We start from the raw sequence: 25212 nt of genomic DNA on the forward strand, positions 1-25212 counted from the left end.
TTTACTGGCTCCGGATGTGCATTTTTGAGAACATCGGCCCATGAAACCATCCGAGATCAGGAATGTTCTGGAAGATCACGAAGTGCGCCCCAGCAAATCCCTGGGACAGAATTTTCTGACGGATGAAAATGTGGCCCGCTGGATTGTGGACCAGCTTGAGATTCAGCCGCAGGACTGCGTGGTGGAAGTGGGGCCCGGAACGGGCGCCCTGACGGAGCACGCCGCCCCCCTCTGCCGCAAGTTGATTCTGGTGGAATTCGACTCCCGCCTGGCGGAATACCAGAAAGAACGCTGGGCCGGAGACCCCCATGTGGAAGTCCACCATGCGGACGGCGCCACCTGGGACCCCCGGGGCTTGTTTGCGGAGGCTCCCGTCAAATTCCTGGGCAATCTCCCCTATTCCGCGGGCGGCGCCATACTTCAGAATTTCCTGTCCCGTCCCAGCGCGGTGGAACGTGCCGTGGTGATGCTCCAGAAGGAGTTCATTGACCGCATCCTGGCGACCCCGGATGATGACGCCTTCGGGCTGCTGTCCCTCCGCATCCAGAAAAACTGGATTCCCCGCGCCCTTAAGACCATTCCCCCGGAAGCGTTCCATCCCCGCCCCAGGATTGACTCCACGGTGATGCTGCTCACGCCGCGCCCCGTCCGCGATCTGCCGCCGTATGACGACCGGCTGATGGACGAGCTGATGCGCAAGGCTTTTTCCCAGCGGCGCAAGCAGTTGAAAAAACAGCTCCCCCCCTCCCCTCCCTGGGAGGAAGTGGCTTCAACCCTGGGGCTCTCCCCCTCCGCCAGGGCGGAGGAACTGAATTTGTCCCAGTGGGTGCAGCTGGCGCGGGCCTATGACGCCAACCCCCTCAGGGATGTGGCGCAGAGCGGTGATGAATTGTTTGACGTGGTGGACGGGCTCAACCAGATGACCGGGCAGGGAACGCGCCGGGAAATCCATGAAGGGAACCTTCTCCACCGTGCCGTGCACATGTTCCTGGTAAACAAGCATGGAGCCGTGCTGCTTCAGAAAAGGTCCATGTGGAAGGACAGGCAGCCGGGCAAGTGGGATTCTTCCGCAGCCGGGCATCTGGATGCCGGGGAAAGCTATGAGGAAGCCGCCGTGCGGGAGCTGAAGGAGGAACTGGGCGTCTCCGGCTGCGAACTGCGGAAAATCGCGGACTTTGACGCGAGTGAAAGCAACGGCTGGGAATTCATCGCCCTGTATGAGGGAAGATATTCCGGGAAGGTCCGTTTTCCCGCGGCGGAAGTGGACAGCGTGCAGTGGTTTACGCCGGAGCAAATACAGGCATGGGTGGAACGCCGCCCGCAGGACTTCTCCCCCGCGTTCATCCCGTGCTGGAATGCATGGCTGGCCGCGAACAAAAAGGCATCATCCTAACTCAAATACATATCATGATTACCCCTGATCAATTATCTCCGGAGCAGGTCCGGTCCATCCGGGACTGGGCGGAAGAAGGGCTGGATTTAAACGCCATCCAGAAAAAACTGCATGAGGACCTGGGCATCAAGCTGACGTTCATGGATACCAGATTCCTGCTTCAGGACCTGGACATTCAAATCAGGCAGCCGGAACCGGAACCCCAGGCCGAGCAGCCGCAAGACGCCCCCGGAGCCATGGCTCCCCCGGCCTCCCTGCTGGGCAAAACCCAGGTAACCGTGGACGAGGTGACGCCCCCCCATGCCCTGATGGCCGGCAAGGTTCTGTTCAGGAACGGGGCGCAGGGTGTCTGGGACATTGACCGCACGGGCCGCATTAACTGGGACGCTACGCTTGGGGAGCCCACGGCGGAGGAACTCCGGGAATTTGAAACGGAATTGCAGGCTGTCATCCGCAGCCGCATGGGCGCCATGTAAAAACAGCAGACAAGGTTTTATGGAAATACCTGATGAAATGATTGAGACGCTGGTCCCCGCCGTGCGGGAGCAGCTGGAGGCTCCGGACACCGCTTACGTCAAGGCATGCCTGGAACGCCTGACGGGGCAGGAAAAACTGGAGGAGCAGGACGCCCTGGAGCTGATGGCGCAGGCCCTGGCAATCACCATTAATGAAATGGTGGTGGGAGGCCGTCCCTTTGATTCGGGAAGGTACAAGGCGCTTTTGAAAGATTTGCCTGCCCTTCCGGATGAGGCTCCGTGATAAATCTCGACAATCTCCGGAATTGATTCATAATCCTTTCTTTCACTTGAAATTTTATGGCAAAAAAACCATTAGAAACAGGTGCTCCGGAAGCGTCCGCAGCCAAGAAAACGGCTGCACGCAAGACGGCTGCCAAAAAAACGGCGTCTACGACCAAGAAGGCCGCCGCGGCTGAAAAGAAGCCCGCTGCTGACGCCGCTTCCGTAGAAGCACCCAAAACCAAAATCAAAACGGTCAAGTCCGCCACGAAAACCGCGGCCAAGGCAAAGACCGTGAAAACCGCCAAAAAGGCGGTTGACAAGAAGGTTCCCGCCGCTGAAACGGTTGCTCCTTCCGTGACCCCGGCTCCCGCCGCCCCCGTTGAAAAGACCCCCGCTCCCGAGGCTTCCCAGAAGCCGCAGGCTGCCGCTCCGGTCAAGGTCAAGCGTGAATCATTCCGCCCCAACCGCAGCCCTGAACAGCAGGAACGCCATGAACAGCACGGCGGAGACACCTTTGCCCAGCCGGAAACCGTGGGCGGAGCGTCTGAAGGCACCTTCAACAAGCGCAAGCGCCGCCGCCGCAATAAAAAGGGCAACGGCTCCGAAGACCGCCAGCCCATGCAGGAATCCGCTTCCTTCAAGCATCTGGACGGCAAGAAAGTGGCCGCCCGGGCCTGGAAGATGTTCCTGGCGGAAGTGTCTGAAGAAGGGCTTGCCCTGATGGATGACCAGACGGCGCGTGAAGCCGCCCGCCGCGCCTTCCGCTGCGCGGAATTCTTCATGATGGAGGAATCCCGCCGCAAGCAGTCCCAGAAGGGCGCCCCCCAGCAGCAGGAAAAAGCTTCCTCCCCGGAGGAAGAACGTGATTCCGAAGAAGAATCCGGCGAGGAATAATTACTCCCTGTTCCGTTTTCGCCCTGCGGCTTTTGCCGCGGGGCTTTTTTATGCCCCTGGAAATGCCGGGAACGCGGAGGCCGTTGCCCCGGAATGGGGTTGTCCCATTACGGCGGGTCTGTCCGCACGGCGTTTGGGAAGGGCAGGGCTTCCCGTATTCCGCCTGCCGGCAGGGTGAAGTATTCCGGACGGCTCCCGGCTTATTCTCTCTTAAACCTTTTTACCGCGCCATTTTCCGCTCTTGAGGTACCACCATGCCAGGATGATCAGGGAGAGGCCGTAAACGTGCTCGGAGAACCAGCAGAGGGCCACATCCGGCTTGAGCCTGATGACGATGAAATAAACGGCGGCGGTGTAAACGGCCAGGGACATCATCTCCATGATAAAGCCTGCCTTCGTATTGCCCGTGCCGGATACGGCATTGAACAGGATGAACGCCGGAGCGATGACCAGGGTGGAAGTGGCCATCACGTACACGGAATTGACGCTGGCGGCGATCAGGGACGGGTTATCCGTGAAAACCCTGAGGACGGGTTCCGGAAACAGGCACAGGACGATAAGCAGGGGAACCAGGATGGCGTATGTCAGGTTGACCGTCATGCCGCAGGTCCGGAACACGTAGCGCTGTTCCCCGGCGCCGATCTGGTTGCTGACGAGGGCTCCCGCTGTGGTGGCGAAGCCGCTGATCACCATGATGAGCATGGCGGAAATGTTGCGCACGATGTTGGTGACGGCCAGGGGGCGTTCCCCCAGGTGTTCGATCGCCAGGAAAAAGATGAACCAGATGGAGACGGAAATGAAGGACTGCACCATGGTCCATCCGGAAATGGACAGCATGCCTTTCAGCAAATGGGGGCGGAATGTAAACGCCCTGCGGAAGCCGTACTTTCTCTTATCCGCCTTGGCGCCCGTGTAAAGGATGAAGAAGAGGAGGGAAACGGCCTCCGACACGCTGGAGGCGATGGCCGCCCCGGCAATGCCCATGACGGGAAAGCCACCTTTGCCGAAGATGAGGCAGTAATTCAGCACCACGTTGCTGAGGAGCATCACGATGGAATTGACCGTGAGAATCTTGGTCTGGGTAATTCCCACGTAATACGCGCGGAACATCACGCAGAGGAAGGAGAAGAAGACGCCGTAGGTGCGCCAGTGGATATAATCCACCGTGGCACCGTACACCTGGGGGGATTCAATGATGTCCCGCAGGATGATGGGGGAAAAATACTGGGAGGCGGTAAAAAGGGCCACTGCCAGGGCCAGCATGAAGTAACAGCCCTGTACCATGGTGGGCCCGATGCGGTTGTACCGCCGCTCTCCGTTGCGGCGCGCGATGATGATCTGCGCCCCGAAGCCGAAGCCGAAGGCCAGCATGAACATGGCCATGTAATACACGCCGCCCAGAGCGCACGCGCCCAGCGCCACGTCCCCCACGCGCCCCAGGAAAACGGCGTCCGTCAGGCCGATCATGTGCTCAATGATCAGGCTGATCATGAGGGGATAGGACATCAGCCATATCTTTTGATAGGAAATAGAGGAAGGATTATTCATAACAAGGGCGCGCTGCGGGCTTGATTTGCCGGGAGCAGGCGCTAAAGGTCCGGCATTCTTGACGCAAACCGGATTCATGCAAGAAAGAAATGCGTTTGTTTTCCATGTATGTCATGAAAAACGGCAGAAGGAAACGCAGGTCAGCTGAGGGGCAGCCGGGTTTCCGGATACCGGAGCGGGGACTTGGTAGGCTGTTTCATGAAAGCCAGAACAAAGGCCACCATTCCCACGCGGCCCACGATCATGTTGAACACAATGATCCATTTGCCTGCATCACTGAGTTCCGGCGTGACGTTCCAGGAGAACCCCACCGTGGCAAAGGAGCTCACCACCTCAAAAAACAGGCGTTCCAGGCTAAGGGCCGGCTCCGCAAAGCACATGACTGTGGTGATCATCCCCACCCAGGCCCCGGCCAGGATGACGGTGATGACGGCGCGTTCCACCACGCTGCGGGCGATTCTCCGCTTGTTCATCACCACGTCCTGCTTGCCCTGCAAAATGCGCGCCACCTCCCCGCAGGAAACGGCGAACGTGGTGGTGTGGACGCCGCCCGTAGTAGAACCGGGATTGCCGCCGATGAACATGAGCGCCGCCAGGAACAGCGCATACGGGATGCTGTTAAGCGCCATGTCTGAAATATTGAAGCCGGCGGTGCGGGCCGTGGCATTGAACAGGCTCTCCCACAGAATCCAGTACCAGGGATCGGCTGAAGTGAACAGGCTGCCGTCAATCATCTTGGTCAGGAACAGGATCAGCCCTCCGCCCAGCACCAGCGCCGCTGTCATGCGCACGACCAGCCAGCTGTACGTGGACCAGTGGCGGCTGATGGTGTTCCGGTTGTCCCAGCCCAGGGCCACCCGCGCCCTGCGGACGATTTCCAGGTACATGGCAAAGCCCAGGCTTCCGCAGAGCACCATGACCATGATGGTAATCTGGCCTCCCATGTTATAGGCTACGTCCGGCGTAGCCAGGTTGTCTGCAAACAGGCTGAACCCTGCATTGCAGAAGCCGGAAACGGAATGGAACACGGCATACCACCAGAGGGTGTCCCCCTCCAGCCCGGGCACGTTTCTCCAGGAGAAATAAAGGGCGATGGCCCCCAGAGCCTCCACCCCGAACGTGACGGCGATGATGTTTTTAATGAACCGGTCCACCTGGGCGATGCCTTCTTCGTCCAGCAGGTTGCTGATGGTGACCTTGGAACGCAGGCTCAGGCCCTGGCCCACCATCAGGGAGACGAAATAGGTGAACGTCATGATGCCGAAGGCGCCCACCTGGAAAAGCACCAGCAGGATGGTCTGCCCGTAATTGGTGAAATGCTCATGGACGTTCAGGGGCACCAGCCCTGTGACGCATACGGCGCTGGTGCTGATGAAATAGGCGTCCGTTGGAGAAAGCACGATGCCATCCTTGGTGGCTCCCGGAGACATGAGCAGGGTGCCTCCCAGCGTGATGAAGACCACCAGGGTAAGCAGGAAAAGCAGGGCCGGGCGGATGCGGGGCATGTGAAACCCCCGGTTCCTGCGGGCCACGCGGAAAAAATACTCCTTCAGGTTCAGCAGGGGGGCTGCTCCGTAACAGAGGCAGAGGACGCGGAAAATGTTCTGGAGCTCTATTCTGGAAATAAAAGTGGAATTGAAAAAATTCCCGGCCAGCATCACCAGAATGATGATGCCCAGCCCCAGTTCCATCCACCGCGGGTTCCGGATGGACCTGGAAAGCCACTTCTCCCGCAGGATGCCGAGAACCCCGGTAAGCTGGCCGAGCACCAGCAGGGACAGGATTTCCCGGAAATAACGCAGGGAAAGCTGGTCCTCATGAATCTCGCCGAAGCCGTTCCACCACAGCAGCCACATCAGGGCAGCCAGCGTACACAGGCCGAACCCCATTTCCATGACCTCAAAACGGTTCAATAGCGGTTTTTCCCTCGTCTCATTCACAAGCCTGAAATGGTGGTGCCTCTGATTCCGGAGCGAGACTACTGCATACCGGAGGATTTGAGAAGCCCTTATATCGTTTCCATGCCGTGCGGAGCGGCACGGAGGCGGAGGCCCGGAAAAATATTTTTTTCCATGTGCAGGAAAATAGTTGCCAATCCGCCGCCGCCGTGCATAATAAGCCCCGTTCTTACCAAACCATGTGCGCTCGTGGCGGAATTGGTAGACGCGCTAGATTCAGGTTCTAGTGGGGGTTCCCCCGTGAAGGTTCGAGTCCTTTCGGGCGCACCAAACAAGGCCCTGCAAGTTAACTGCTTGCAGGGCCTTACTGGTTTCTTGGGGCAGAGTATGTTGCTTTTTTAATTGTGTGGATTCCGGAAGGTTGAAACGGCATGGTGGCGGGTGGTTTTGCAGGGGGTGGAATGAACGCGGGGAGCGCCGGATTTGTCTGTAGTCCATAGGAAGCTTTCATCCCATGTTCCCCGTTAAATGTTTTGTCTTTTCCGCCGCCCTTGTTTTATTTCTTACAGGCGCTTTCGCTGCATCCGGTGATGCGGAGGCGAAGATTGAGGATGTCGCCTCGTTCAAGGGGGCGCAGGTGACCGGGGTTACGGTGACGGACAAGGGCCGGATTTTTGTCAATTTTCCCCGCTGGAGGGAGCATATTCCGTGCTCGGTGGCGGAGGTGGGTAAAGACGGCGGTTACACTCCTTATCCGGATGAAAAGACCAACCGATGGGGAAAAGGCGCGCCCGGGGACGGGGATGCGTTTGTGTGCGTGCAGTCCGTGGTGGCAGACGGGGACAGGCTTTACGTGATTGATACGAAGAACCCCATGATCGGCAAGACCGTCGCCGTGCCCACGCTGTACGTGTATGATCTCAACACGGACAAGCTTGTCAGGAAGTACCCCCTGGCGCAGTCCACCAGGCCGGGGTCCTATGTGAATGACCTGCGCGTGGACCGCGACCATGGCAAAATTTATTTTACGGATTCCAATGATCCGGGCCTGATCGTACTGGATATGGAGAGCGGAGAGAATTACCGCATGCTGGACCGTCACCCCTACACGACCGCGGAACAGGACCACATCACCATAGGCGGCAGGAGGCATGACGGGAAAGTCCATTCCGACGGGATTGCCCTGGACCGGAAGAACGGCATTCTTTATTTCCACGCCCTGACGGGTAAAACCCTGTACGGGATTCCGACAAGCCAGCTCATTGGCCGTCATGTGGATGAAGGGAAGATTTCATCCATGAAGACGCCTTTCCCGGATGGAATGATCATGGATGACCGGGGCAATCTGTACATGGGGGACCTGGAGAAGAGCCGCATCGTTTACGTCACTCCGGACCGCGGGGAGATCAAGGTGCTGGCTTCCGGGGACGGCATCAGCTGGCCTGATACGTTCAGCATCCATGACGGCTATCTTTACTTTACCAATTCCCGCATCCAGGAGGCCGGAGGGGATATTTCCAACATGGAGTTCACGCTGAAAAGGGTGAAACTGCCGGAATGAGGGGTTTTCACCGGAACGTTCCGGAAGGGTGCGGTTCATCTTCCTTTACATGAAGGGGCGCCGGGGCTATGGTCCCCGCGTTTTTCAGGAAGGCAATGATTCTTTTCAACTGTGACTATAGCGAAGGCGCCCATGCGGATATTCTCCGCAGGCTGGCGGAGACGAATATGGAGCAGACGGCCGGGTACGGGGAGGACCCCTATTGCGAACGGGCCCGGGAGCTGATCTCCGGCTTGTGCGGCAGAACGGACCTGGATATTCATTTCCTCATTGGCGGAACGCAGACCAATTTCACGGTGATTGCAGCGGCGCTGCGCCCCCATCAGTGCGTGCTGTGTGCGGATGCGGGCCATATCAACGTTCATGAATCCGGCGCCGTGGAGGCTTGCGGCCACAAGGTTTCCGCCATTCCCACTCCGGATGGGAAGCTCACGGCCCGGCAGATTGAGGAGGCATGGCATGCCCATTGGGACGATGAAACCCATGAACACATGCCGCAGCCCAGGATGGTTTATATTTCCCAGCCAACAGAGCTGGGAACCATTTATTCCCGGAAGGAACTTCAGGAGATTTCCGAAGTCTGCCGCCGCCGGGGGCTGTACCTGTACATGGACGGCGCGCGCCTGGGCTACGGCTTGTGTGATAAGGATAATGATCTGGATTTGCCAGCGATTGCCTCCCTCTGCGACGCCTTTTACATTGGCGGCACGAAAGTCGGCGCCCTGTTCGGGGAAGCCCTGGTCCTGCGCCACGACGCCCTGAAGGAGGATTTCCGCTATATCATGAAGCAGAAGGGCGGCCGCCTTGCGAAAGGCAGGCTTCTGGGCATCCAGTTTCTGGAACTGTTCCGGGACGGCCTTTATTTCCGGCTGGCTGCCCATGCGGACCGCCTGGCCGTGATGCTGCGGGATTTCTGCCGTTCCAGGGGGCTTGCGCTTCCTGTTGCCAGCGGGACGAACCAGCAGTTTGTCACGATGCCCGATTCCGTTCTGGATGAATTGAGGAAGAAGTACGGCTTTGCCTACCTGCGCCGGGAGGATGAAACCCACAGCACGGTGCGTTTCTGCACAAGCTGGGCCACGCGGGAGGAAGATGTGCGGGAGTTGATGGCGGATATCGCCCGCTTGTGCTGAAATTCCCTTCCTGCCGGGGATGCCGGAAGATACGGGGAGAGGCTTTTTCCTCGTCCGTTTGCGGAGAAGTATTTTTTGTCTTTCCGGGGCGCAAAGGATAAGTCATGATGCGGCTATGTCCTTAACAGTGCGACAGGAATGGCAGGGGCGGATTTCCCGCATGCAGTGGCTGCTGAATGCCGTGATAGCGGTGGAGTGCCTCTGCATCCCCTTTTTTGCCGCCGGGGCGGTGGTGGGGATGGTGTGGTACGGCGGCCGCAGGCTGGGGGCGGACTGGGGATTGCTGGCGGGAGTGTCCCTTTCCGCCGCGGTTTTATTTCTGGCGGCGTGGGGATGGATGCGGCTCCGGGGGCGTTTTTTCAGCAGGCGTGATGCGGCGGCTTTCCTGGATGAACAGATGGGGCTGCACGCGGCGTTGAGCGCCGGAGAGGAGTGGGGGGATTCCGTGGAGAACGTTGGAGAAGACGTGCGGAAGAATTCCGTGCTGCGGGTGCGCTCCGTGTGGTGCCTGGGCTGGCTGGCGGGAGGCGCGGCGCTGATGGCCTGCGGGGCTCTTTTGCCGCTGCCCGTTCAGCAGGTTGCGCAGCAGCTTCCGGACCTGCCGCCCGTCCTGGCCCAGGTGGAGGAAGCCCTGGACCGCATGGCGGAAATGGAGAGTGTGGACGGGAAGAGCCTGGAGCCTTTCCGGGAGCAGTTGGAGGAGTTGAAACAGATGTCCCGGAATGAGATGTATTCCCATGCGGGCCTGGAAGCGGCGGATGCCCTGAAGGAGAAGACGGCGGCAGCCGTTGCCGGATTGTCCAACCAGATGTACCAGGCGGATTCCGCGCTGTCCCTGCTGGACAGCAGGAATGGAGCATCCAGCCCGGAGGCCATGCAGTCCCTCCAGGAGGCGTTGAAGGGGATGGAGCCTCTCTCGCTTCAGCCGGGCGGCATCATGAGCCGCCAGCTTCAGGATTTGAAGGGTTCCCTGCCTTCCCGGCAGATTGATCCGGAGACGGCCCGCCGTCTGAAGGAGCAGCTGGAACGCGCCGCCCAGCAGCTGCGGAGCATGTGCGGGCAGTGCGGCATGTCCTTGATGGCGTCACCGGATGAAAACTCCGTGGTGAAGTCCGGTCAGGGGGGAGGGGACGGAACTGAACCGGGCAGCGGCGGAGTGAGCCGCGGGCGCGGGGACGCTCCGCTGGCTTTTGGCATGGAGGAGCGCGAACAGCTTGATACGGTTTCCAGACGGGCGGTGAATGAGGATTTGAGCCGCGCCGCGCTGGGCGAGGCGGCGGGGGTGGAAACGGCGGCTCCCTCTCCGGAAGGGGAGAGGGAAGGCCTGGAACACGGCGGCCGGGGAACGCGCCCTGCCCGTGGGGGTGATGCCGTATGGTCGGACGACCTGACGCCTCAGGAACAGTCCGCGCTGAAGGGAATTTTCAAGTAGGCCTATTTTTCTCCGGTAGGGGAGGTGGGCGGGAGGTTCTGCGGCAGCCGCCTGCGGGGGAGCAGCCCGGTTTTGGTGAACAGGGCGTCCAGCACCAGGAGGGCGCAGGCTCCCCACAGCAGGAAGGGGCGGAGTTGAAGGCTTGTGCCGGGCCTCGGTTCCTGGAAAATGGAGGGGAGGTCCATGCGCTCCCTGCCTCCGGTGCGGTTTACCAGGTCCAGGAAGGCGTTCCTGGCCGCGGGCGGCATGGCCCATTCCGGGTCCACCTGCTGGCTGACGGGGCCGAAGGGGATGACGCTGTTCCCGATGCGGACCGCGCCCCGCGCCATGACGCCATGCGGCAGCGGAAAGCTGCACTGGAATACGCCCGGCTGCAGATGCTCCCAAATGCCGTTTTGCGTGCGGGAGCCTTCCTTTCCGGAGAATTCCATGGATACCTCCGGCATATGTTCCGCCAACCGCGGGATGTTCCCGTCACTGTAGTAAAGGCGTACCCGGAGCCTGTCCCCCGCCGCATCCGCCCGCACGGAATAGCCCTGCGGGGGATTCTGCCTGTTGAGCCACCGGGCCAGGGTCTGGATGAGGTCTCCGTAGCCGTCCCATTGCTGGATGGTTTGCCCGTATTCGCCGCCCATGGCGAACGTGACGGCGGCGGCCCGCCCCGCGCCCCGGTTCCAGAAGGAGATGAGGGGCGCCTCGTTTCCGTCTTGCGTCACGCAGGCCGCCGTAGCTCCGTCCCTTAAGTAGCACAGGTTGTAGCCGTCCACGGCAGGGGGCCACGCCGGCTGCTGCGCCGCGATCTGGAGCCAGCCTGCCGTGCCGTGCAGGGGCGTGCGTTCCCGGATGAAGGCGGCGCGCGCCACGCTGATGGTTTCCTGGGCAAAGATGTTGGGGATGTCCCCCGGGCGGTCGCAGAAGAAGATGCGGCCCTGCCCCAGCTCCGCTATTTCCTTGAGCAGTGCGGCATCTGCGCTTTTTTCCGTTCCCAGGGCAATCACGCTTACGGTGCTCCCTTCCTTGACCATCTCTTTCAGGGTTTTCCGGTAGTTGGCCGGTTCCTCGGAATCGTCGGCGTCCGCAAAAAGAATCAGGTGCCGGATTCCCGCCACGGAGCGCTGAAGTTCCTTCCAGCCCGCTTCCAGTCCCTCGCCAATGAAGATGCCTCCGCCCATGGAGGCAATCCGGGAGACGGTGGAGAGCATTTGCTTGCGGTTGGGCCCCAGCCTGGTCAGGGTGACGATGGGGTGCGGGGCGCTGTCCACGGCGTGGACGGAGATGAAGTCCTGGTCGGAAAGCAGGGAAATAGTCTGGCAGGCTCCGGCGTTGGCCAGGTCCATTTTCGTTTTCCCTCCGGAGACGGAACAGGCCATGGAGCCGGAACGGTCCAGAACGATGCTCATGGCCGTAATGAGTTTCATCTTGTCCTTTTTCATTTCCATGGAGACGGGCAGCAGTTCGTCAAGGGGGGAGGAGAAGTAACCCCCGGAACCGAAGCTTTGCCTGCCTCCGCACATGAGCAGGCCGCCGCCCTGCTCCCGTACGTAGTAGTCCAGGGCATGCAGAAAATCCGCAGGTATGGCGGAGGCGGAGAGGTTGTTGATGATGACCAGTCCCGCGCCGGAGAGGTGGCGCGCGTCCAGCTGGCGCAGGTTGGCGGGGCGCTGGACGCGGAAGCCCTGCGCTTCCAGGTAGGGGGCCAGGGGGTCGCGGTCATAGCCGGAGACCAGCAGGATGTTGTTTCCTCCCGTCACTTCAATGAAGTTGACGGCGCGGTTGTTTTCAGGGATGGGGTCGTTCTGCGGGGTAATGGTCATTTCATACGCGGAGCAGCCGGGAGTGGTGAGCCGGTCTGTCAGCCTCACCGTAGCCTTGCCGTTAACCAGGGTGGCTTCCCCTTTCAGCGGAGGGCCTCCGTTTTTGCTGATTTGCCACGGAACCGTGACGGAGGGGCCGGGAGGTCCCGCCAGGGCGGCTTCCAGAATAAAGGCTTCCCCCGGCCGGATGCGGACCGGGGTCTTGATCTGTTCTATGCGGACGTCCGCTTCCCGGCGGGTGACGGCCAGCCGGTAGTCCACCGGAATGCGGGAATGGATGAGCTGTTCCGCCGCATGGTCCAGGGGCGTGGTGGGCCAGCCGTCCGTCAGCATCAGGATGCGGTTCACCCGGTCCGGCTGCATCTGGGCCATCGTGTAGGCCAGGGCCTGTTCCATGTCCGTTCCTGCGGTTCCTCCGGCAAAGACGGGGTCTCCATGTCCCTGAAGCACGGCGGATTGCGCGAAGTCCACCAGGCGGATGCTGTCTCCGGAATGCTTGTGCCGTTCCAGAATGGCCTGGATTTCCTCCGCTCCGGCGGCCGGAATTCCTGCGGCGGAGTTGGATTTGTCCACCAGCACCCACAGGTCCATGCCACTGCCGCCCTTATTGAAGACGGGCTGCGCCAGGGCTAGCAGGAGGCAGGCCAAGAGCAGGAGCCGCAGAGGGGAGCCCAGGCGCAGGCGCTTGTATTTCCAGCCGGCCGCCAGCAGCAGGGGAACCAGGAAAAACCATTCCGGGGAGTTGAATTGAATCATGGGCGCGGGAATTTGTCAGGGATGGAAGGGAGCCAGGAAATGACCAGGGCCAGGACGGCCAGCGCCAGCCAAAGCGGGGCGAGCGGGTCATGTTTCATGTGCCGGAGCGTTTCCTCATGGGGCCGGGGAAGGCCTGTGTCAAACGTGGAGCAGTGGGAAAAATCCCCCATCCGGGCATCGGAAAACCAGACGGAGCCCTGGAACAGGGGCGTTTTTTCCGTGCCGGGGGAAAGGATTTCCACATATCCGGCCTCTTCCGGAAGCCTGCCGGAGAAAACGGATTCACGGCGTTCCCCTCCGGGCGTCGTCTGAATAAGTTTTCCGCCCGCGGGCACGGATAAAAGGGTGCCTCCGGGAAGGTTGCCGTAACGCGTGCCGGGCAGTTGCTCCTGCACGGACTGCATGAATCTGCGGATCATGAGCAGAGGGGCCGGGACGCGGTCCGCATTGGATTTTTCCCAAGGCCAGTTGAGGAAAAGGCGCTTCCCTTCCACCCAGGCAAGAGGCTCCTCCCCCTGCCAGAGCAGGACGGAGGCTTTTTCTCCCGGGCTCATGGCGCCGATGGAGGGGACGAGCAGGCCGCTCCAGTTCAGACCGTCAGTCAGCGGGTGCTGTTCCGCCGTGACGGGGCCGGATGAGGGTTTGCCGCCGGCTGCCAGCATGATGGACGGGCTGCCGGTCTTCCCGGCATCCTCCGTTTTTTCCGTCAGCAAGCGGAGGGAAGGCGCGGAGCCTGCCGGGGCCGGAGTGAAACCCGGAAGGCCGTCCATGATGTTGTGGAACGTTTCTCCGGCTTTTTCCGGCACGTCCATGCCGACGGTGACGGGTTTGGGGACGGTGCGGACCAGCAGGAGCGCATCATCCGCCGGGAAGGCGTCCGGCGGAAGCCGGAGCACGGCTTTTCCGCATTCCGGGGGGAGGCTGTATTCAAATTCCGTGACGGCCCCGGGGTTCAGATGCAGGGGGCGTTTGGCAGGCGGCCGCCCGTCTTCCGTGTGGATGATAACCGCACTCTGAAGAGGTGCTGAGCTGTTGTTTTTAACGGCAATCCTCCAGCGGGCGGGGCCGGAGTCCTCCACCGGGGTGATTCCCGCAAATCCCGCATTGTCCAGCGGCCTGCCCACGCCCCGTGCGGATTGGCCGGGGGGAACCCGGCGGCCGGTGGAGGTGACCAGCCGTGTGATGCCCGTGGGCCCGGCAATGGCCGTGGCGGTGCGCAGGGCCGGGGACAGGTCATGCGTTCCTTCGCGCGGCTGCCAGAGGTCCAGGGCGTGCAGGGCCTGGCGGGAGTCCGTCCCGCGGTAGAGCGGGCGGCTGGAAGGGCGGCTGCCCAGGAGGACCCAGTTAGCCGGGATTCCGGACTGGCGGATGACGTCCATGTCCCCGGAAACGGCGCGCACGGCTTCTTCACGGAAAGGGGCCATGTCCGCGGAATCGTCCAGGATGAAGACAACGGTCTGGCGGGCGTCTTTGCCGGGCCAGGCGGGCGCCGCCAGAACCCAGGTGAGCAGAAGGGCGGCCAGGATTTGCATCCAGAAGGCGCGGGAAGTGCGCAGCCTGTCCCAGATGTTTCCTTCATGGGCTTCCGGAGCCAGCGCTTCCAGCAGGAAGAGCGTGGCCGTGGGTTGCACCTTTGTCCGGTGCTGGAGGAAGTGGACGGCAATGATGAGGGGGATGGCCAGAAGCGCCCATAACGCAGCCGTATTGGTAAAATGGGGAATCATGGCTTAAGGGGAGAAGGAATGGAGGAAGGTTCAGGAGAGTTCCACGGCTCCCTGCCGGAATGCTTCCCCGGCCAGGGACTCCGTCAGGGCGCCCGTGCAGGGAACGCGGGCAAAGACGGCCTGGTGGCGTAGGCAGGCGGAGGCCCACAGCTCAAAGTGGGCGGCGTAGGCGCGGGCATACCTCCGGGACAGGGAGGGGGTGATGAGCTGGCGGCGCAGGAGGCCGGATTCACAGTTTTTAAGTTTTACGTTCCCGGCGGCGGGGAGTCCCGCTTCTTCCGGCAGCGTGGGGGCCAGGATGACGGACAGGCCTTTCCGGGAGGTCATGGCGCCCAGCAGGGTGTCCGGTTCTCCGGGGTAGAGCAGGTCTGAAATGAGGATTTTCATTCCGTTAGCGCGCCAGACGGAAACGGAGGGCATGGATTCATCCGGGGGAAGGTCCTGAAGCCGGGCGAGCCATTGGCCGGAGAGGATGTCCGCATTTTCCAGAGGGACGGTACGGCGCCCTTTCACCGCGTGGAGCCGCACCTGGGCTCCCGTTGCGGTGGCGGAGAGCAGGCAGAATTGAAGCAGGCCCTGCGTGCGTGCCGCGCGGGCTTCATGAAAGAACATGGATTCGGAAACATCTACTGCCACGTCCACCCGCGGGGACAGCTCCGCCTGGAAGACTTTCATGGTGAGCTGCCCGGTTCTGGCATACGCGGCCCAGTGGATGTCCCGCGGGTCGTCCCCCCACTGGTAGGAGCGGTTTCCCTGGAAGTCAATGGAACTGCCGGCCCCCGTTCCCGTCCAGTTGCCCTGCGCGCCGCTCCAGGCGCGGCTGGAAAAAGGCAGGCGGAAGCGCCGCGCCGCCTGCTCGGCGTCCGGCTGGATTCCCTGGCGGGGTGGCGGGGAAAGGGGCATAAGGTCCTGGGATGTAAAACCGCGGCTGAAAGTTTATTCCTGTTCCGGGAGGACGTTTTCCGGTTTCCGGCGCGGTGAAGAGGAGGAGTTCCGGAACACGTCAAACCAGTGTTTATTGGTGAGGGACAGCATCGCTATTCCGGCCGCCAGGTCCATCAGGCTGAACAGGGAGAATTTGCTGAAGGGCGGCAGTGATTTTTCATCCAGCAGTTCATATAAATAGCCGCCGGGAAGAAGCGGGACGGGCATGTGGATGGCGTCCAGCACGTTCAGCACCAGGAAGAGGATGAGCCAGACCAGGGCGTATGCCAGAAGAGTGTTGTTCTTCAGTTTTTTCCAGAGCGGCTTCAGGAGCATGGCCGGCATGGTGATGCCGTACCAGACGCTCACCGTAAGGCAGAAGAGCATTTGAAGGGACTGGAATTTGGAAGTGACCATGATACGGTCGACCAGGTACACGGCAAGCGCCGTCAGGATGCTGAGCAGGAGCGTGAAAAAGACCCCGCCCGGCAGGCCGGGGAGGAACAGTAGCTTCTGGAGCCTGGAAAATCTTTTGTTGTTCATTTTCTCCACATGAATGGGGAGAAGGTAGGCCGGGTCAGTCAGGTTGACAATCATCAGGAAAGCTCCGTAAATCATCATGAAGATGAAGTTTCCGGTCATAATATCCTGGATGGCGGAGCTTGCGTTCTCCAGAAAGGCAAGGGGGATGATGGAGGCCGCGAAAAAAGCCAGCAGCAGCTTCCGCAGGGGGGCCGCCGTATTCTGTGCGGCGGGGGAAAACCATTCCCTGGCCAAAAGAAGCAGGGATGAGATGACCAGGAATGCATCCGCCAGAATGAGGAACGCCAGAAGGATGCCGTCCCATGGTCCTTCCCGGAAAAGGTTCAGGTCCGTATAGTTGCTGCTCAGGATCACCACGCCGATGCCCAGAAGGAAGAAGGCGATGGTACGCAGCAGGGAGGGCATGGCGGAGGCCCACAGGGTGTACGCGGTCAGAATGCCGGACCCCAGGTAAAGAAGGGAAAACACGGTCACGTCCTGCACCAGGTTGATTTCCCCGTAATAATACCGGATCAGGAAGAAGGGCAGGGAGATGAAGACAATCAGCAGGGACTGGGCCATGAAGGATATCCATTTTCCCAGCACGATGCGGCCCGCGCCCTGCCTGGTGAGCAGCAGCAGTTCATTGTTACGGGAAAGCAGCTCGTCCCTGATGGAGGAGGACGCCCTCAGCGGCATGATGAAAAGCAGGGTGACGACCATGGTTATCCAGAAGATGGCCTGGCAGCCGTCGGGGCTGATGAAGGGTTTCCCTTCAAGAGGATTGATGATAAAACTGAACAGGAAGAAGAAGGAGAGCAGGGTGGGGAACAGGCTGACCAGCAGGATGAACGTCGGCGTCCTGAGGCCCTGGCGCAGTTCCTTGACCAGGGCGGAGGGGACCCAGATGGGGAAATCCAGAGAGCGGGAGTTATTCATAAGGCGGTAGTAGTGGAGGGAGTTTCCGGGGAAACGGCGGTAGCCGGTTCCTGGTCGCGGTGGATGAGGATGTCCACAAAGGCTTCTTCCAGGCGGCGTTCACTGCGGTGGAAGTCAATCACGGGGAGGTCGCGGCAGAGCTGGCGGAGTTCCGCGGCCACGGCGTCCGGCTCACAGGAGGCAAAAGTGGCCACCACCCCCTGTTTCTGCACGGAACGCACGTCCCAGCCCTGGTGCAGGGCCAGCCACTCCTCCAGCAGGGCGGTGGTGTCTCCGGCGGTGCGGATTTCAAAGGCATAACCGGATTCCGTCTGGCGGTGCAGCAGGTCTTCCATATCCCCGTCATGGACGATGGACCCCGCGTCCATGAAGATGAGGGAATCGCACATTTCCCCCAGTTCCGAGAGGATGTGGGAACTGATGAGCAGCGTTTTCCCGCGGGCCTTGAGAAGATGGACCAGGTTTTTGAATTCAATGCGGGCCTTGGGGTCCAGCCCCGCCGCCGGTTCATCCAGAATGAGGAATTGCGCGTCGCTGATCAGGGTGCGCGCCAGGCAGAGCCGCTGCGTCTGCCCCTTGGAGAGCTTGTTGATCATCTGGTCCTGAAGTCCGCCCAGCTCCGTGAAGTCAATCACTTCATCCACGGTGTCCAGCAGCCGTTCCCTGGTGATGCCGTAGGCCCTGGCGAAGAAGTCCAGGTATTCCCGGACGCTGGTGTTTTTATAGGGGTGGAAGTAATCCGGCATCCACCCGATCAGGGGGCGCACCAGTTCGGGATGATCCACAACGTCGGTTCCGTTGATCCGGATATGGCCGGAGTCAGGCATGTCCAGCGTGGCCAGCATGCGCATGACGGTGGTTTTCCCGGCTCCGTTGGCGCCGATCAGGCCGACGACCTGGCCCTGGCGGATGCGGAAGGTGGCATTGTTGACGGCTTTCAGCGTCCCGAACGATTTGGACAGGCCGGAAACTTCCAGCAGAGGTGGCGTGCTCATGGTTATTCGTGTGGCTGGGGAGTGACGGAAACGGGGCCGGAAACGGTGATGACGGTTTTTTCCCAGTTGATGGCCGGCAGGGTGGGGATGGGTTCCAGTTCCCCGGGCGCCGGTTCCATGGACGCCAGGAAGTGCTCCGGAGGCGGTGCGGACAGTTCTTCTTCCGGCACATGCGGGACGGCCTGCATTTTTTGGCCGGGGAGCAGTTGTTCAATGGTCCAGTATTTCCCGGAGGCGTCCCGGTAGGTAAGGCCGTTCAGGGTTCCGGGGAAGGTGCTTTGGAACACAGGGGCGCCGTCCGGAAGCGTTTCCAGCAGGGTGAGCGCCGCCCTGGTGGAGACGGGCATGATGAGACGGTGCTTGAGCGTGGAACGGCTGGTGAACCAGTTTCCTTCACATTGCCCGCCCTGCCGCGCCGCGTTTTCTATGGTTTCCCCCCGTGTGGAGCTAAGTGCTTTTTTCTGTCGGGTTCCGGTGATGCCGGCATTCTCCGGCAGTTTGAAGGTGTTGTTCAGAAGGACGGAGGTTTTGCAGATCTGGCTTTGGGTAATCAGGGCGGTGTGGTCCTGCGGGTTGACTTGGATAAGCACCTCCCGGCTGCCCGTGCCCCCCGTGCCGTCCCCGGCCAGGATAAATAAAAGAAGCAGGATGGAGAATCCTACGGAAATGGAGGGAACCAGCAGGAAAAGCCTCTGCCTCTTGCCCGCGGGAGCCCACAGGAACAGGCACAGCGGGCCTACGAATACGGCAAAGATGATCAGCATCAGCCCCAGCATGGTGGAAGGGGTGGAGAAATAATAGGAAGCGGTGGAGGCAAGCTTCGGATAACTGTCTTCCTTCTCATGGAGTTTGACGAATTCCGCGAGCTTCAGCTTTTTTTCCGTTTCCGGCAGTCCGTCCAGGGACGGCACGCGCAGGATGCGGCCATGGCCCAGCAGCCGGGTGGCGACGGGCTGCCCCTTGTCTCCGATGAGCCACAGGTTGCCCCCTCCCATCACCCATTGGCGGATGGCCTTGCGGTGGGCTTCGTCAAAATAGGTCAGGTAGGTTTTTTCCGGAATGATGAGGCAGGTCTGGCCCTCGTACATCCGGTAGTCGGCAGGCCATTTCATCAGGTCGCAGGAGGAGACGCCCGCATTGTAAGTTGATTCGGTAAGCAGGTGCCAGTCCGCCGGGGCGCTTTCCTGGATGACGGCATAAAGGTTCTTGGAGTCCGTATCTACGGAGACAGAGGAGGTGCCTTCACGGGATTCCCTCACTTCATAGGTAAGGTTATAGGAGATGGGCGGGTAAACGACCGCCTGGACGCTTTCCCCGGCGGGAATGAAGAACGGGTAGGTATGGCTGGTGCCATTGTCCCTGTGCCAGCCTTCCCGGAATTGAAGGGTGGCGTTCTTGTCTGCGGCAGTGGTGTTTTCCAGCTTCACCCGCAGGGGGACGCGGGCGTCCTTCGCGCTGTAGTCAAACGCTTCCTCCACGGATATGATGAGGGGAGGCGTGGGAACGGGGCTTGCGTGGAGCCCTGCGCTGGTGAATGCCGTGAGGAGAAGAAGGCTGAAGAACAGCCATGGACGGGAGAGAGGATGGCGGAACATGGGTAAGGGGAGCTGGATCAATGAATCTTGGCAGCGGCCAGGGAATCCGGCAGGGGCTTGTTCTGGGCCGGGATTTCCTTCATCAGGCGGTCGATGACCGTGGCGGGGGTCATGCCGTCCAGCCGGGCCATGTGGTTGAGCAGGATGCGGTGCCCCAGCACGGGATGAAGCACGGCCTGCACGTCTTCAAAGGAGCAGAAGGCGCGTCCGTGGCGCAGGGCGCGCGCCTTGGCGGCAGCAGCCAGACCCAGGGCCGCACGGGGGCTGGCCCCGTATTTGACACCCCCGGAGGCTTCCGATTCTCCGGGGTGCGTGGCGTTGACCAGCCTGCCTATGTAGTCCGCCACCACTTCCGGAATGGCTATGTTCCGGGCCATCTGCATGAGGTCCTGCAATTCCTGCGCGTCCAGAACCGGGGCAATTTCAGGTTCCACGCCCATTTCCCGGTTGAGGACGATGCGGGCCAGCACGTCCGCCGGGGTACGGCTGACGTTGATTTTGAAAAGAAAGCGGTCCAGCTGCGCTTCCGGCAGGGGGAAGGTGCCTTCCAGCTCAATGGGATTCTGGGTGGCGAGGACGAAGAAGGGCTGGGGCAGGGAATGGGTTTCCCCCATCACGGTGACGCGGCGCTCCTGCATGGCCTCCAGCAGGGCTGACTGGGTCTTGGGGGAGGCGCGGTTGATTTCATCCGCCAGCATGATGTTGGCGAAGACCGGGCCTTCCTGGAAGACGAAGGTTTTTGTTCCGTTCATTTCCTGAAGGACGGGAGTGCCCGTAATATCCCCGGGCAGCAGGTCCGGCGTGAACTGGACGCGGCGTGCCGTGAGGTCCAGCGCCCTGGAGAGCCCCTTGACCAGTTCTGTCTTGCCCAGGCCGGGCAGCCCTTCCAGCAGGATGTGGCCGCGCGCCAGCACGCCGGTGAGGACGAGTTCAATAAGTTCTTCCTTGCCGAACAGCACCTGGTTCATGGCGGCGGCCAGGTCGTCAAGCTTCTGTACGGCGTGGCCGAGTTCTTCCTGGGTAAGAGAGGGGAGGGTATTCATGGGGAACTGCCGGATGGCGGCGGCTTTTTGGAAAAAGGCCGGGGAGTTGTTAGAGTTCTCCATGAGCTTATGCCATGCGTCCGGTGGGTCCGCAAGCAGAAAAAGGCCGGGACCTGTTAATTTTCAGGAATATGGAGAGGAAATGCCCCGGTGAGGATTTTGGTTGTAAACGGTTTTGCCGTGGTGTACGTTGCGTTTGTTGAAATAAAGGCGTTTTCCCCGCTGTAATAACACTATATCACTGCCATGGACCCCGTAATCTCTCCCGACAGCAAACGTATTTATGTAGTGGACGCCCTGCGCGGCTTTGCCGTGATGGCGATCATGCTGGTGCATTTCCTGGAACATTTCATTTATAACTCCTATCCCGTGGCTTCCTCTCCGGTGATGGAGGCGGCCAACCAGCAGTTCAAGGACGCCTTTTTCTTCCTGTTCGCCGGAAAGTCCTACACCATATTCGCGCTGTTGTTCGGCTTTACCTTTGCCATCCAGTACCGCAACCAGGCGCGGAAGGGCCGGGACTTTGCGGGCAGGTTCGTCTGGCGCATGTGCCTGCTGGTTGTGTTCGCCTGCCTGAATGCGATGTTTTTTCCGGGCGGCGACGTGCTGCTGACCTTCGCCATCGCAGGGCTTTTGCTGGTGCCGTGCCGTCGGTTGAAGACCTCCACGCTGGTGATCCTGTCCCTGTTCTTCCTGGCTCAGCCCCTGGAGTGGGTATACGCGGTGGCGCAGTGGATGAATCCGGGCTGGGCGCCGCCCTCCCTGTCCGTTGCGGAATCGTATGCTTCTCTGAAAACTGCCGTGGATACGGGCAATTTCTGGGTAATGGCCAGGGAAAACCTGACGGTGGGCCAGTGGGCCAGCCTGGCGTGGGGCATTGAAGCCGGGCGCCTGATGCAGGCTCCGGGCCTGTTCCTGCTGGGGTTCGTGCTGGGGCGGCAGGACTTCTTTTTGCAGAATGACGGGAACGCCGTATTCTGGACCCGCGGGCTGCTTTTTTCCCTGGCCGGGACCGTGGCGTTTTACGTGGTGATGTCCCTCCCCGGGCTGTCCGCACCGTTGCATACCGTGTTCAACATGTGGCACAACGTCTGCTTTACCGGCATATGGGTGGCCGGATTCGTCCTGCTGTACCGGCTGGAATATTTCCGGAAAGTGACGGTGCCGCTGCTGACCTACGGGCGCATGAGCCTGACCAACTACGTTTCCCAGTCCATGATCGGCTCCCTGATTTTCTTCCCGTATGCGTTGGGGCTGGCTCCCTATTGCGGGTACCTGGCCAGTTTTGCGATCGGCTGTGTCGCCATGATCGGGCAGATATGGTTCTGCCGCTGGTGGCTGGAACGCCACCGCTATGGAGTGCTGGAAGGACTGTGGCACCGGGCGACGTGGATGGGCGCCGGGAAAGAGCCCAAGCCGGAAACCCGGTAAAAAAGGTATTTTCCCCGGTGCTGGCTATTTGGCCGGCACCTGGTCGTAAAAGACGAGGGACGCTTTTTCCAGTGTGTGCTGCCAGAGCTGGAAGCCCACCTGGGCGGCGGGAGTATCCGGCGTCACCGGCAGGAAGGCCGTATCCAGCGCGTAAACGGTGACCAGGTACAGGTGCCAGCCGTGGCCCGGGGGCGGGAAGCTGCCGCTGTAGCCAATGAATCCGGCGTCATTGCGGATCTGGACCGCCTGTTCCGGCATCAGGCGGGTGGGCGGATTCCCGGCATCCGCGTGCAGTTCCCTGACGGAGGCGGGAATGTTGACGACGAGCCAGTGCCAGAAACCGCTTCCGGTAGGCGCGTCCCGGTCATGGATGGTAACGGCAAAGCTCTTTGTTTCTTCCGGCGGATTGGTCCAGAAGAGCTGGGGGGATTGGTTGCCGCCCCCGATGCTGGTGTGCCGGTGGACAGGCGTGGCAACGCCGCCCAGGTCTTTACTGTGAAGCGTGAATGATGAAGGCATAAAGTCAGGAGTCCCTTCCCGGGGCATCCGTTCAAAATGCGGCGGCGGTTTTTGGAAGTTCCGGACAGGAAGCCTGCTGGCCGGCGGCTTTTCCCGCATGCTTCCTGTCCACCCCTTTTAATTTTTTCTTTCCGGTCGTGTTCCGTCACTCTCCTGGTACGGTGCGGGCGCATTCCTTCCCAAAACCGTCCGGAAGGGCCGGGGCGGATTGCAGGAAATGTTGTATCCTACCCTTGTTCCAATGTTCCAGAATCATGCGATTGATGGAAAGCCGCTCTGTTTTCAACCGTTCCCACGCTGTTCCGCCATGGCGGGAAGAAAGGTCCGTTCCACATGGCGCTTTCTTTTAAAGGGTGGATGTAGTATTGCGTAGCGCATGGAAGGGCGGACGGACATAGGCGGCTTTTTCGGTCTGGAACTGCCGGAATACGGCAATTTCCCGCAATGGCATCCGGGCCGGGGCGTGGCCGTAAATTCCGGCAGGCGCGCGCTGGAGTATATCCTGCGCCATCTGGGGGATGTGCGGCGTGTCCATGTTCCCCTGTATACGTGCCCGACGGCGCTGGAACCGATGGAGCGGCTTCAGGTGCCCACTGCCTTTTACCGCATTGACGAATGCCTGGAACTGGAGAAACTGCCGGAACTGGGGGAGGGGGAATACCTGCTGTATACAAATTACTTCGGCGTCAAGGAGAAATACGTGGACCTGCTGGCCTCCTGGTATGGAGGGAGGCTGATTGTGGACAACGCGCTGGCCCTGTACTCCGCGCCGCGCTCCGGGGCGTGCGCCCTGTACAGTCCGCGTAAATTTTCCGGGCTGCCGGACGGGGGCGTTGCCGTCATGGGAGCGCGGGGGCCCCTGCCGGAGCCGGAGGAACAGGATAGATCCCTGCCGGAGGCCTCCTTTCTGCTGGAATGGCTGGAACATGGGCCGGAGGGGGCGTCTATAGCCTGTGAGCGGAATGAGGAGCGTTTGCGGAACACCCCTCTGCGCAGGATGTCCCGTTTGACGGAACGTTTGATTTGCGGCATTGATTATGAACGGGCAAGGCTCCGGCGCATGGAGAATTTCCGGTTTCTGCATGAAAGGCTGGGGGCTTTAAACCGGCTGTCCGTGGACCTTGATTCCGTATCCGGGCCGTTCTGCTATCCGTTTTGGACGGCTTTTCCGGAGTTGATAAACGCGCTGATTGATGAACGCATCCTGGTTCCCCTGCTGTGGCCGGAGGTGCTTGAACAGGCCCCGGCGGACAGCCTGGAACGGAAGCTGGCACTGCACCTGCTGCCGCTTCCCGTGGACCAGCGCTGCGGGCGGCAGGACATGGAGCGCGTGGCGCGGGCGGTAGAGGTGTTTTATTCCTGAACGGAAGGAGAGAATTATTTTGTTAGAGATGGAATAAGGCGTTGACGGTGTGGGGTGGATTATCTAACATTTCCGCATGTCCGACTACCTCTCTTCTCTGGGCTACCCTTTCCGGGGGCGCCCCATGGTGTTTATTTTTGGAGTGCTTATTATATGGGCCATGTACTTGGCTTCATGGGCTTCCCTCATCGGCTTGATTGCCAATTTCTGCTTCCTGCTGCCTTTCATGAGCGTCTTTTTCATGAAGATGGTGCAGCAGTCCGCCATGGGGGAGGAGGAAATCTGCCTTTTCCCGGAACTGGAGGACTGGCTGGACAGCATGATGATGCCGTTCATTCAGCTGGTGGCGTGCATGGTGGTGTCTTTCCTGCCCCTGGTTATCTACCTGAACGTGGCGGACTGGGATTTGGACGGCCCCCTGGTTTGGCTTTTCCTTGCGGCGGGGGTGGTGTACTTCCCCGGCGTTTTCATGAGAACGGCCGTCCTGGATAGTTTTTCCGGGCTTTCACCCGCGGGCTGGTGGATGCTGGTCAGGAGGGCTCCTGTTGCTTATGCCGGGGTGCTTGCCGCCATTGGCGCGGGAGGATGGCTGATCCTGAACCTTCCTTCCGGGCTGCTGCTGGATTTTGCCATGGCTCCCGTGAAGCTGTACATCACCTGCGTGCTGATGAACGTGTGCGGCCTCTTCATGCTCAAGCATGAATTTGCAGAAGAAGGGGAGGAAGACGATTTTTCCATCTCCGGCCCAGCCTGAGGCCTGCCGCCGTTCCGCCGTGCCGGGAAGACCGTGCAGGCGCTTGCACAATCCCGCCCGCCCGCGGAGCGAAAGGCTGCCGGATGAAATTGCAGAGGGTAAAGACCCGCTCCTCCGCAGCCATGATGATCACTGCGGGAGCGGGGAGGGATACGGAGGAGGATAATATGTTCTTGGGGAAGTAGTTGTTGGAAAGTTTTCCAACATAAATGGGGCGTGCGGAAGCCAGGTTCC

20 protein-coding genes and 1 tRNA gene are annotated in these 25212 nt (G+C 60.6%); 11 read left to right on the plus strand and 10 right to left on the minus strand.

The features are described from left to right. Window positions 1-40 precede the first annotated feature (40 nt). From rsmA to CXU21_RS09545, 4 genes are read left to right on the plus strand one after another with little or no spacing between them, the layout of a single operon-like run. Window positions 41-1393: a 16S rRNA (adenine(1518)-N(6)/adenine(1519)-N(6))-dimethyltransferase RsmA gene (gene rsmA / locus CXU21_RS09530; protein ID WP_102725851.1), complete on the plus strand. Its 1353-nt coding sequence runs from the start codon at window positions 41-43 to the stop codon at window positions 1391-1393. A gap of 14 nt (window positions 1394-1407) precedes the next feature. After that, window positions 1408-1869 carry a hypothetical protein gene (locus tag CXU21_RS09535; RefSeq protein ID WP_102715320.1) on the plus strand — a complete coding sequence of 154 codons (462 nt, stop codon included), beginning with the start codon at window positions 1408-1410 and terminating at the stop codon, window positions 1867-1869. A 19-nt stretch (window positions 1870-1888) separates the two neighbouring features. Continuing rightward, entirely contained in the window at window positions 1889-2152 is a 264-nt protein-coding gene (locus CXU21_RS09540; RefSeq protein WP_102725852.1) for a hypothetical protein, read from the plus strand. A gap of 56 nt (window positions 2153-2208) precedes the next feature. Further along, window positions 2209-3027, plus strand: coding sequence for a hypothetical protein (locus CXU21_RS09545; protein WP_102725853.1), 819 nt, complete (start codon window positions 2209-2211; stop codon window positions 3025-3027). 210 nt (window positions 3028-3237) lie between these two features. On the opposite strand, the gene CXU21_RS09550 is transcribed toward CXU21_RS09545, so the two are convergent. Both CXU21_RS09550 and CXU21_RS09555 read right to left on the minus strand, forming a co-directional pair. Beyond that, entirely contained in the window at window positions 3238-4575 is a 1338-nt protein-coding gene (locus CXU21_RS09550; RefSeq protein ID WP_102725854.1) for an MATE family efflux transporter, read from the minus strand. A gap of 140 nt (window positions 4576-4715) precedes the next feature. Then, the gene (locus tag CXU21_RS09555) at window positions 4716-6515 is read right to left on the minus strand and encodes a TrkH family potassium uptake protein (RefSeq protein ID WP_180972757.1); all 1800 of its coding nucleotides are present in this window, start codon (window positions 6513-6515) and stop codon (window positions 4716-4718) included. 201 nt (window positions 6516-6716) lie between these two features. On the opposite strand from CXU21_RS09555, the gene CXU21_RS09560 reads away from it, so the two are divergent. From CXU21_RS09560 to CXU21_RS09575, 4 genes are all read left to right on the plus strand, one after another. Beyond that, window positions 6717-6803 (plus strand) — tRNA-Leu (locus CXU21_RS09560). A gap of 184 nt (window positions 6804-6987) precedes the next feature. Beyond that, window positions 6988-8034, plus strand: coding sequence for an L-dopachrome tautomerase-related protein (locus CXU21_RS09565; protein WP_102725856.1), 1047 nt, complete (start codon window positions 6988-6990; stop codon window positions 8032-8034). A gap of 95 nt (window positions 8035-8129) precedes the next feature. After that, complete coding sequence (locus tag CXU21_RS09570) at window positions 8130-9167, plus strand: threonine aldolase family protein (protein ID WP_102725922.1); 1038 nt, start codon at window positions 8130-8132, stop codon at window positions 9165-9167. A 115-nt stretch (window positions 9168-9282) separates the two neighbouring features. Further along, window positions 9283-10599 carry a hypothetical protein gene (locus CXU21_RS09575; protein WP_146017044.1) on the plus strand — a complete coding sequence of 439 codons (1317 nt, stop codon included), beginning with the start codon at window positions 9283-9285 and terminating at the stop codon, window positions 10597-10599. A gap of 2 nt (window positions 10600-10601) precedes the next feature. Here the strand turns inward: CXU21_RS09575 and CXU21_RS09580 are convergent, their stop codons facing one another. The 7 genes from CXU21_RS09580 to CXU21_RS09610 are packed head-to-tail and all read right to left on the minus strand — an operon-like array spanning window position 10602 to window position 20911. After that, a complete protein-coding gene (locus CXU21_RS09580) occupies window positions 10602-13169 on the minus strand; it encodes a VWA domain-containing protein (protein WP_102725858.1) in 2568 nt (855 codons plus the stop codon). Then, window positions 13166-14893, minus strand: coding sequence for a BatA domain-containing protein (locus tag CXU21_RS09585; protein ID WP_102725859.1), 1728 nt, complete (start codon window positions 14891-14893; stop codon window positions 13166-13168). Before CXU21_RS09585 ends, CXU21_RS09580 begins: the two co-directional genes overlap by 4 nt. A gap of 30 nt (window positions 14894-14923) precedes the next feature. Next, the gene (locus CXU21_RS09590; RefSeq protein WP_102725860.1) at window positions 14924-15796 is read right to left on the minus strand and encodes a DUF58 domain-containing protein; all 873 of its coding nucleotides are present in this window, start codon (window positions 15794-15796) and stop codon (window positions 14924-14926) included. A gap of 33 nt (window positions 15797-15829) precedes the next feature. Then, on the minus strand, window positions 15830-17278 hold the full coding sequence (locus CXU21_RS09595) for a hypothetical protein (RefSeq protein WP_102725861.1): 1449 nt from the start codon (window positions 17276-17278) through the stop codon (window positions 15830-15832). Beyond that, window positions 17275-18273, minus strand: coding sequence for an ABC transporter ATP-binding protein (locus CXU21_RS09600; RefSeq protein WP_180972758.1), 999 nt, complete (start codon window positions 18271-18273; stop codon window positions 17275-17277). The genes CXU21_RS09595 and CXU21_RS09600 overlap by 4 nt, the downstream gene beginning before the upstream one ends. Window positions 18274-18275: 2 nt before the next feature. Continuing rightward, window positions 18276-19868 (minus strand): hypothetical protein, encoded by a 1593-nt coding sequence (locus CXU21_RS09605; protein ID WP_102725863.1) that lies wholly within the window; start codon window positions 19866-19868, stop codon window positions 18276-18278. Window positions 19869-19885: 17 nt separating this feature from the next. Continuing rightward, window positions 19886-20911, minus strand: a complete 1026-nt coding sequence (locus tag CXU21_RS09610; RefSeq protein ID WP_102725923.1) for an AAA family ATPase — start codon at window positions 20909-20911, stop codon at window positions 19886-19888. 246 nt (window positions 20912-21157) lie between these two features. Between CXU21_RS09610 and CXU21_RS09615 the strand changes: the two genes are divergently transcribed. Then, the gene (locus CXU21_RS09615) at window positions 21158-22342 is read left to right on the plus strand and encodes a DUF418 domain-containing protein (protein WP_102725864.1); all 1185 of its coding nucleotides are present in this window, start codon (window positions 21158-21160) and stop codon (window positions 22340-22342) included. Between the two features lie 24 nt (window positions 22343-22366). Here the strand turns inward: CXU21_RS09615 and CXU21_RS09620 are convergent, their stop codons facing one another. Then, window positions 22367-22888: a YbhB/YbcL family Raf kinase inhibitor-like protein gene (locus CXU21_RS09620; protein WP_428992369.1), complete on the minus strand. Its 522-nt coding sequence runs from the start codon at window positions 22886-22888 to the stop codon at window positions 22367-22369. A 349-nt stretch (window positions 22889-23237) separates the two neighbouring features. Between CXU21_RS09620 and CXU21_RS09625 the strand changes: the two genes are divergently transcribed. Continuing rightward, window positions 23238-24224 (plus strand): hypothetical protein, encoded by a 987-nt coding sequence (locus CXU21_RS09625; RefSeq protein ID WP_102725865.1) that lies wholly within the window; start codon window positions 23238-23240, stop codon window positions 24222-24224. 76 nt (window positions 24225-24300) lie between these two features. Continuing rightward, entirely contained in the window at window positions 24301-24978 is a 678-nt protein-coding gene (locus CXU21_RS09630) for a hypothetical protein (protein WP_102725866.1), read from the plus strand. Window positions 24979-25212: the final 234 nt, after the last annotated feature.

The organism is Akkermansia muciniphila, from assembly GCF_002884975.1.
In the GTDB taxonomy this organism is placed as follows: domain Bacteria; phylum Verrucomicrobiota; class Verrucomicrobiia; order Verrucomicrobiales; family Akkermansiaceae; genus Akkermansia; species Akkermansia muciniphila_C.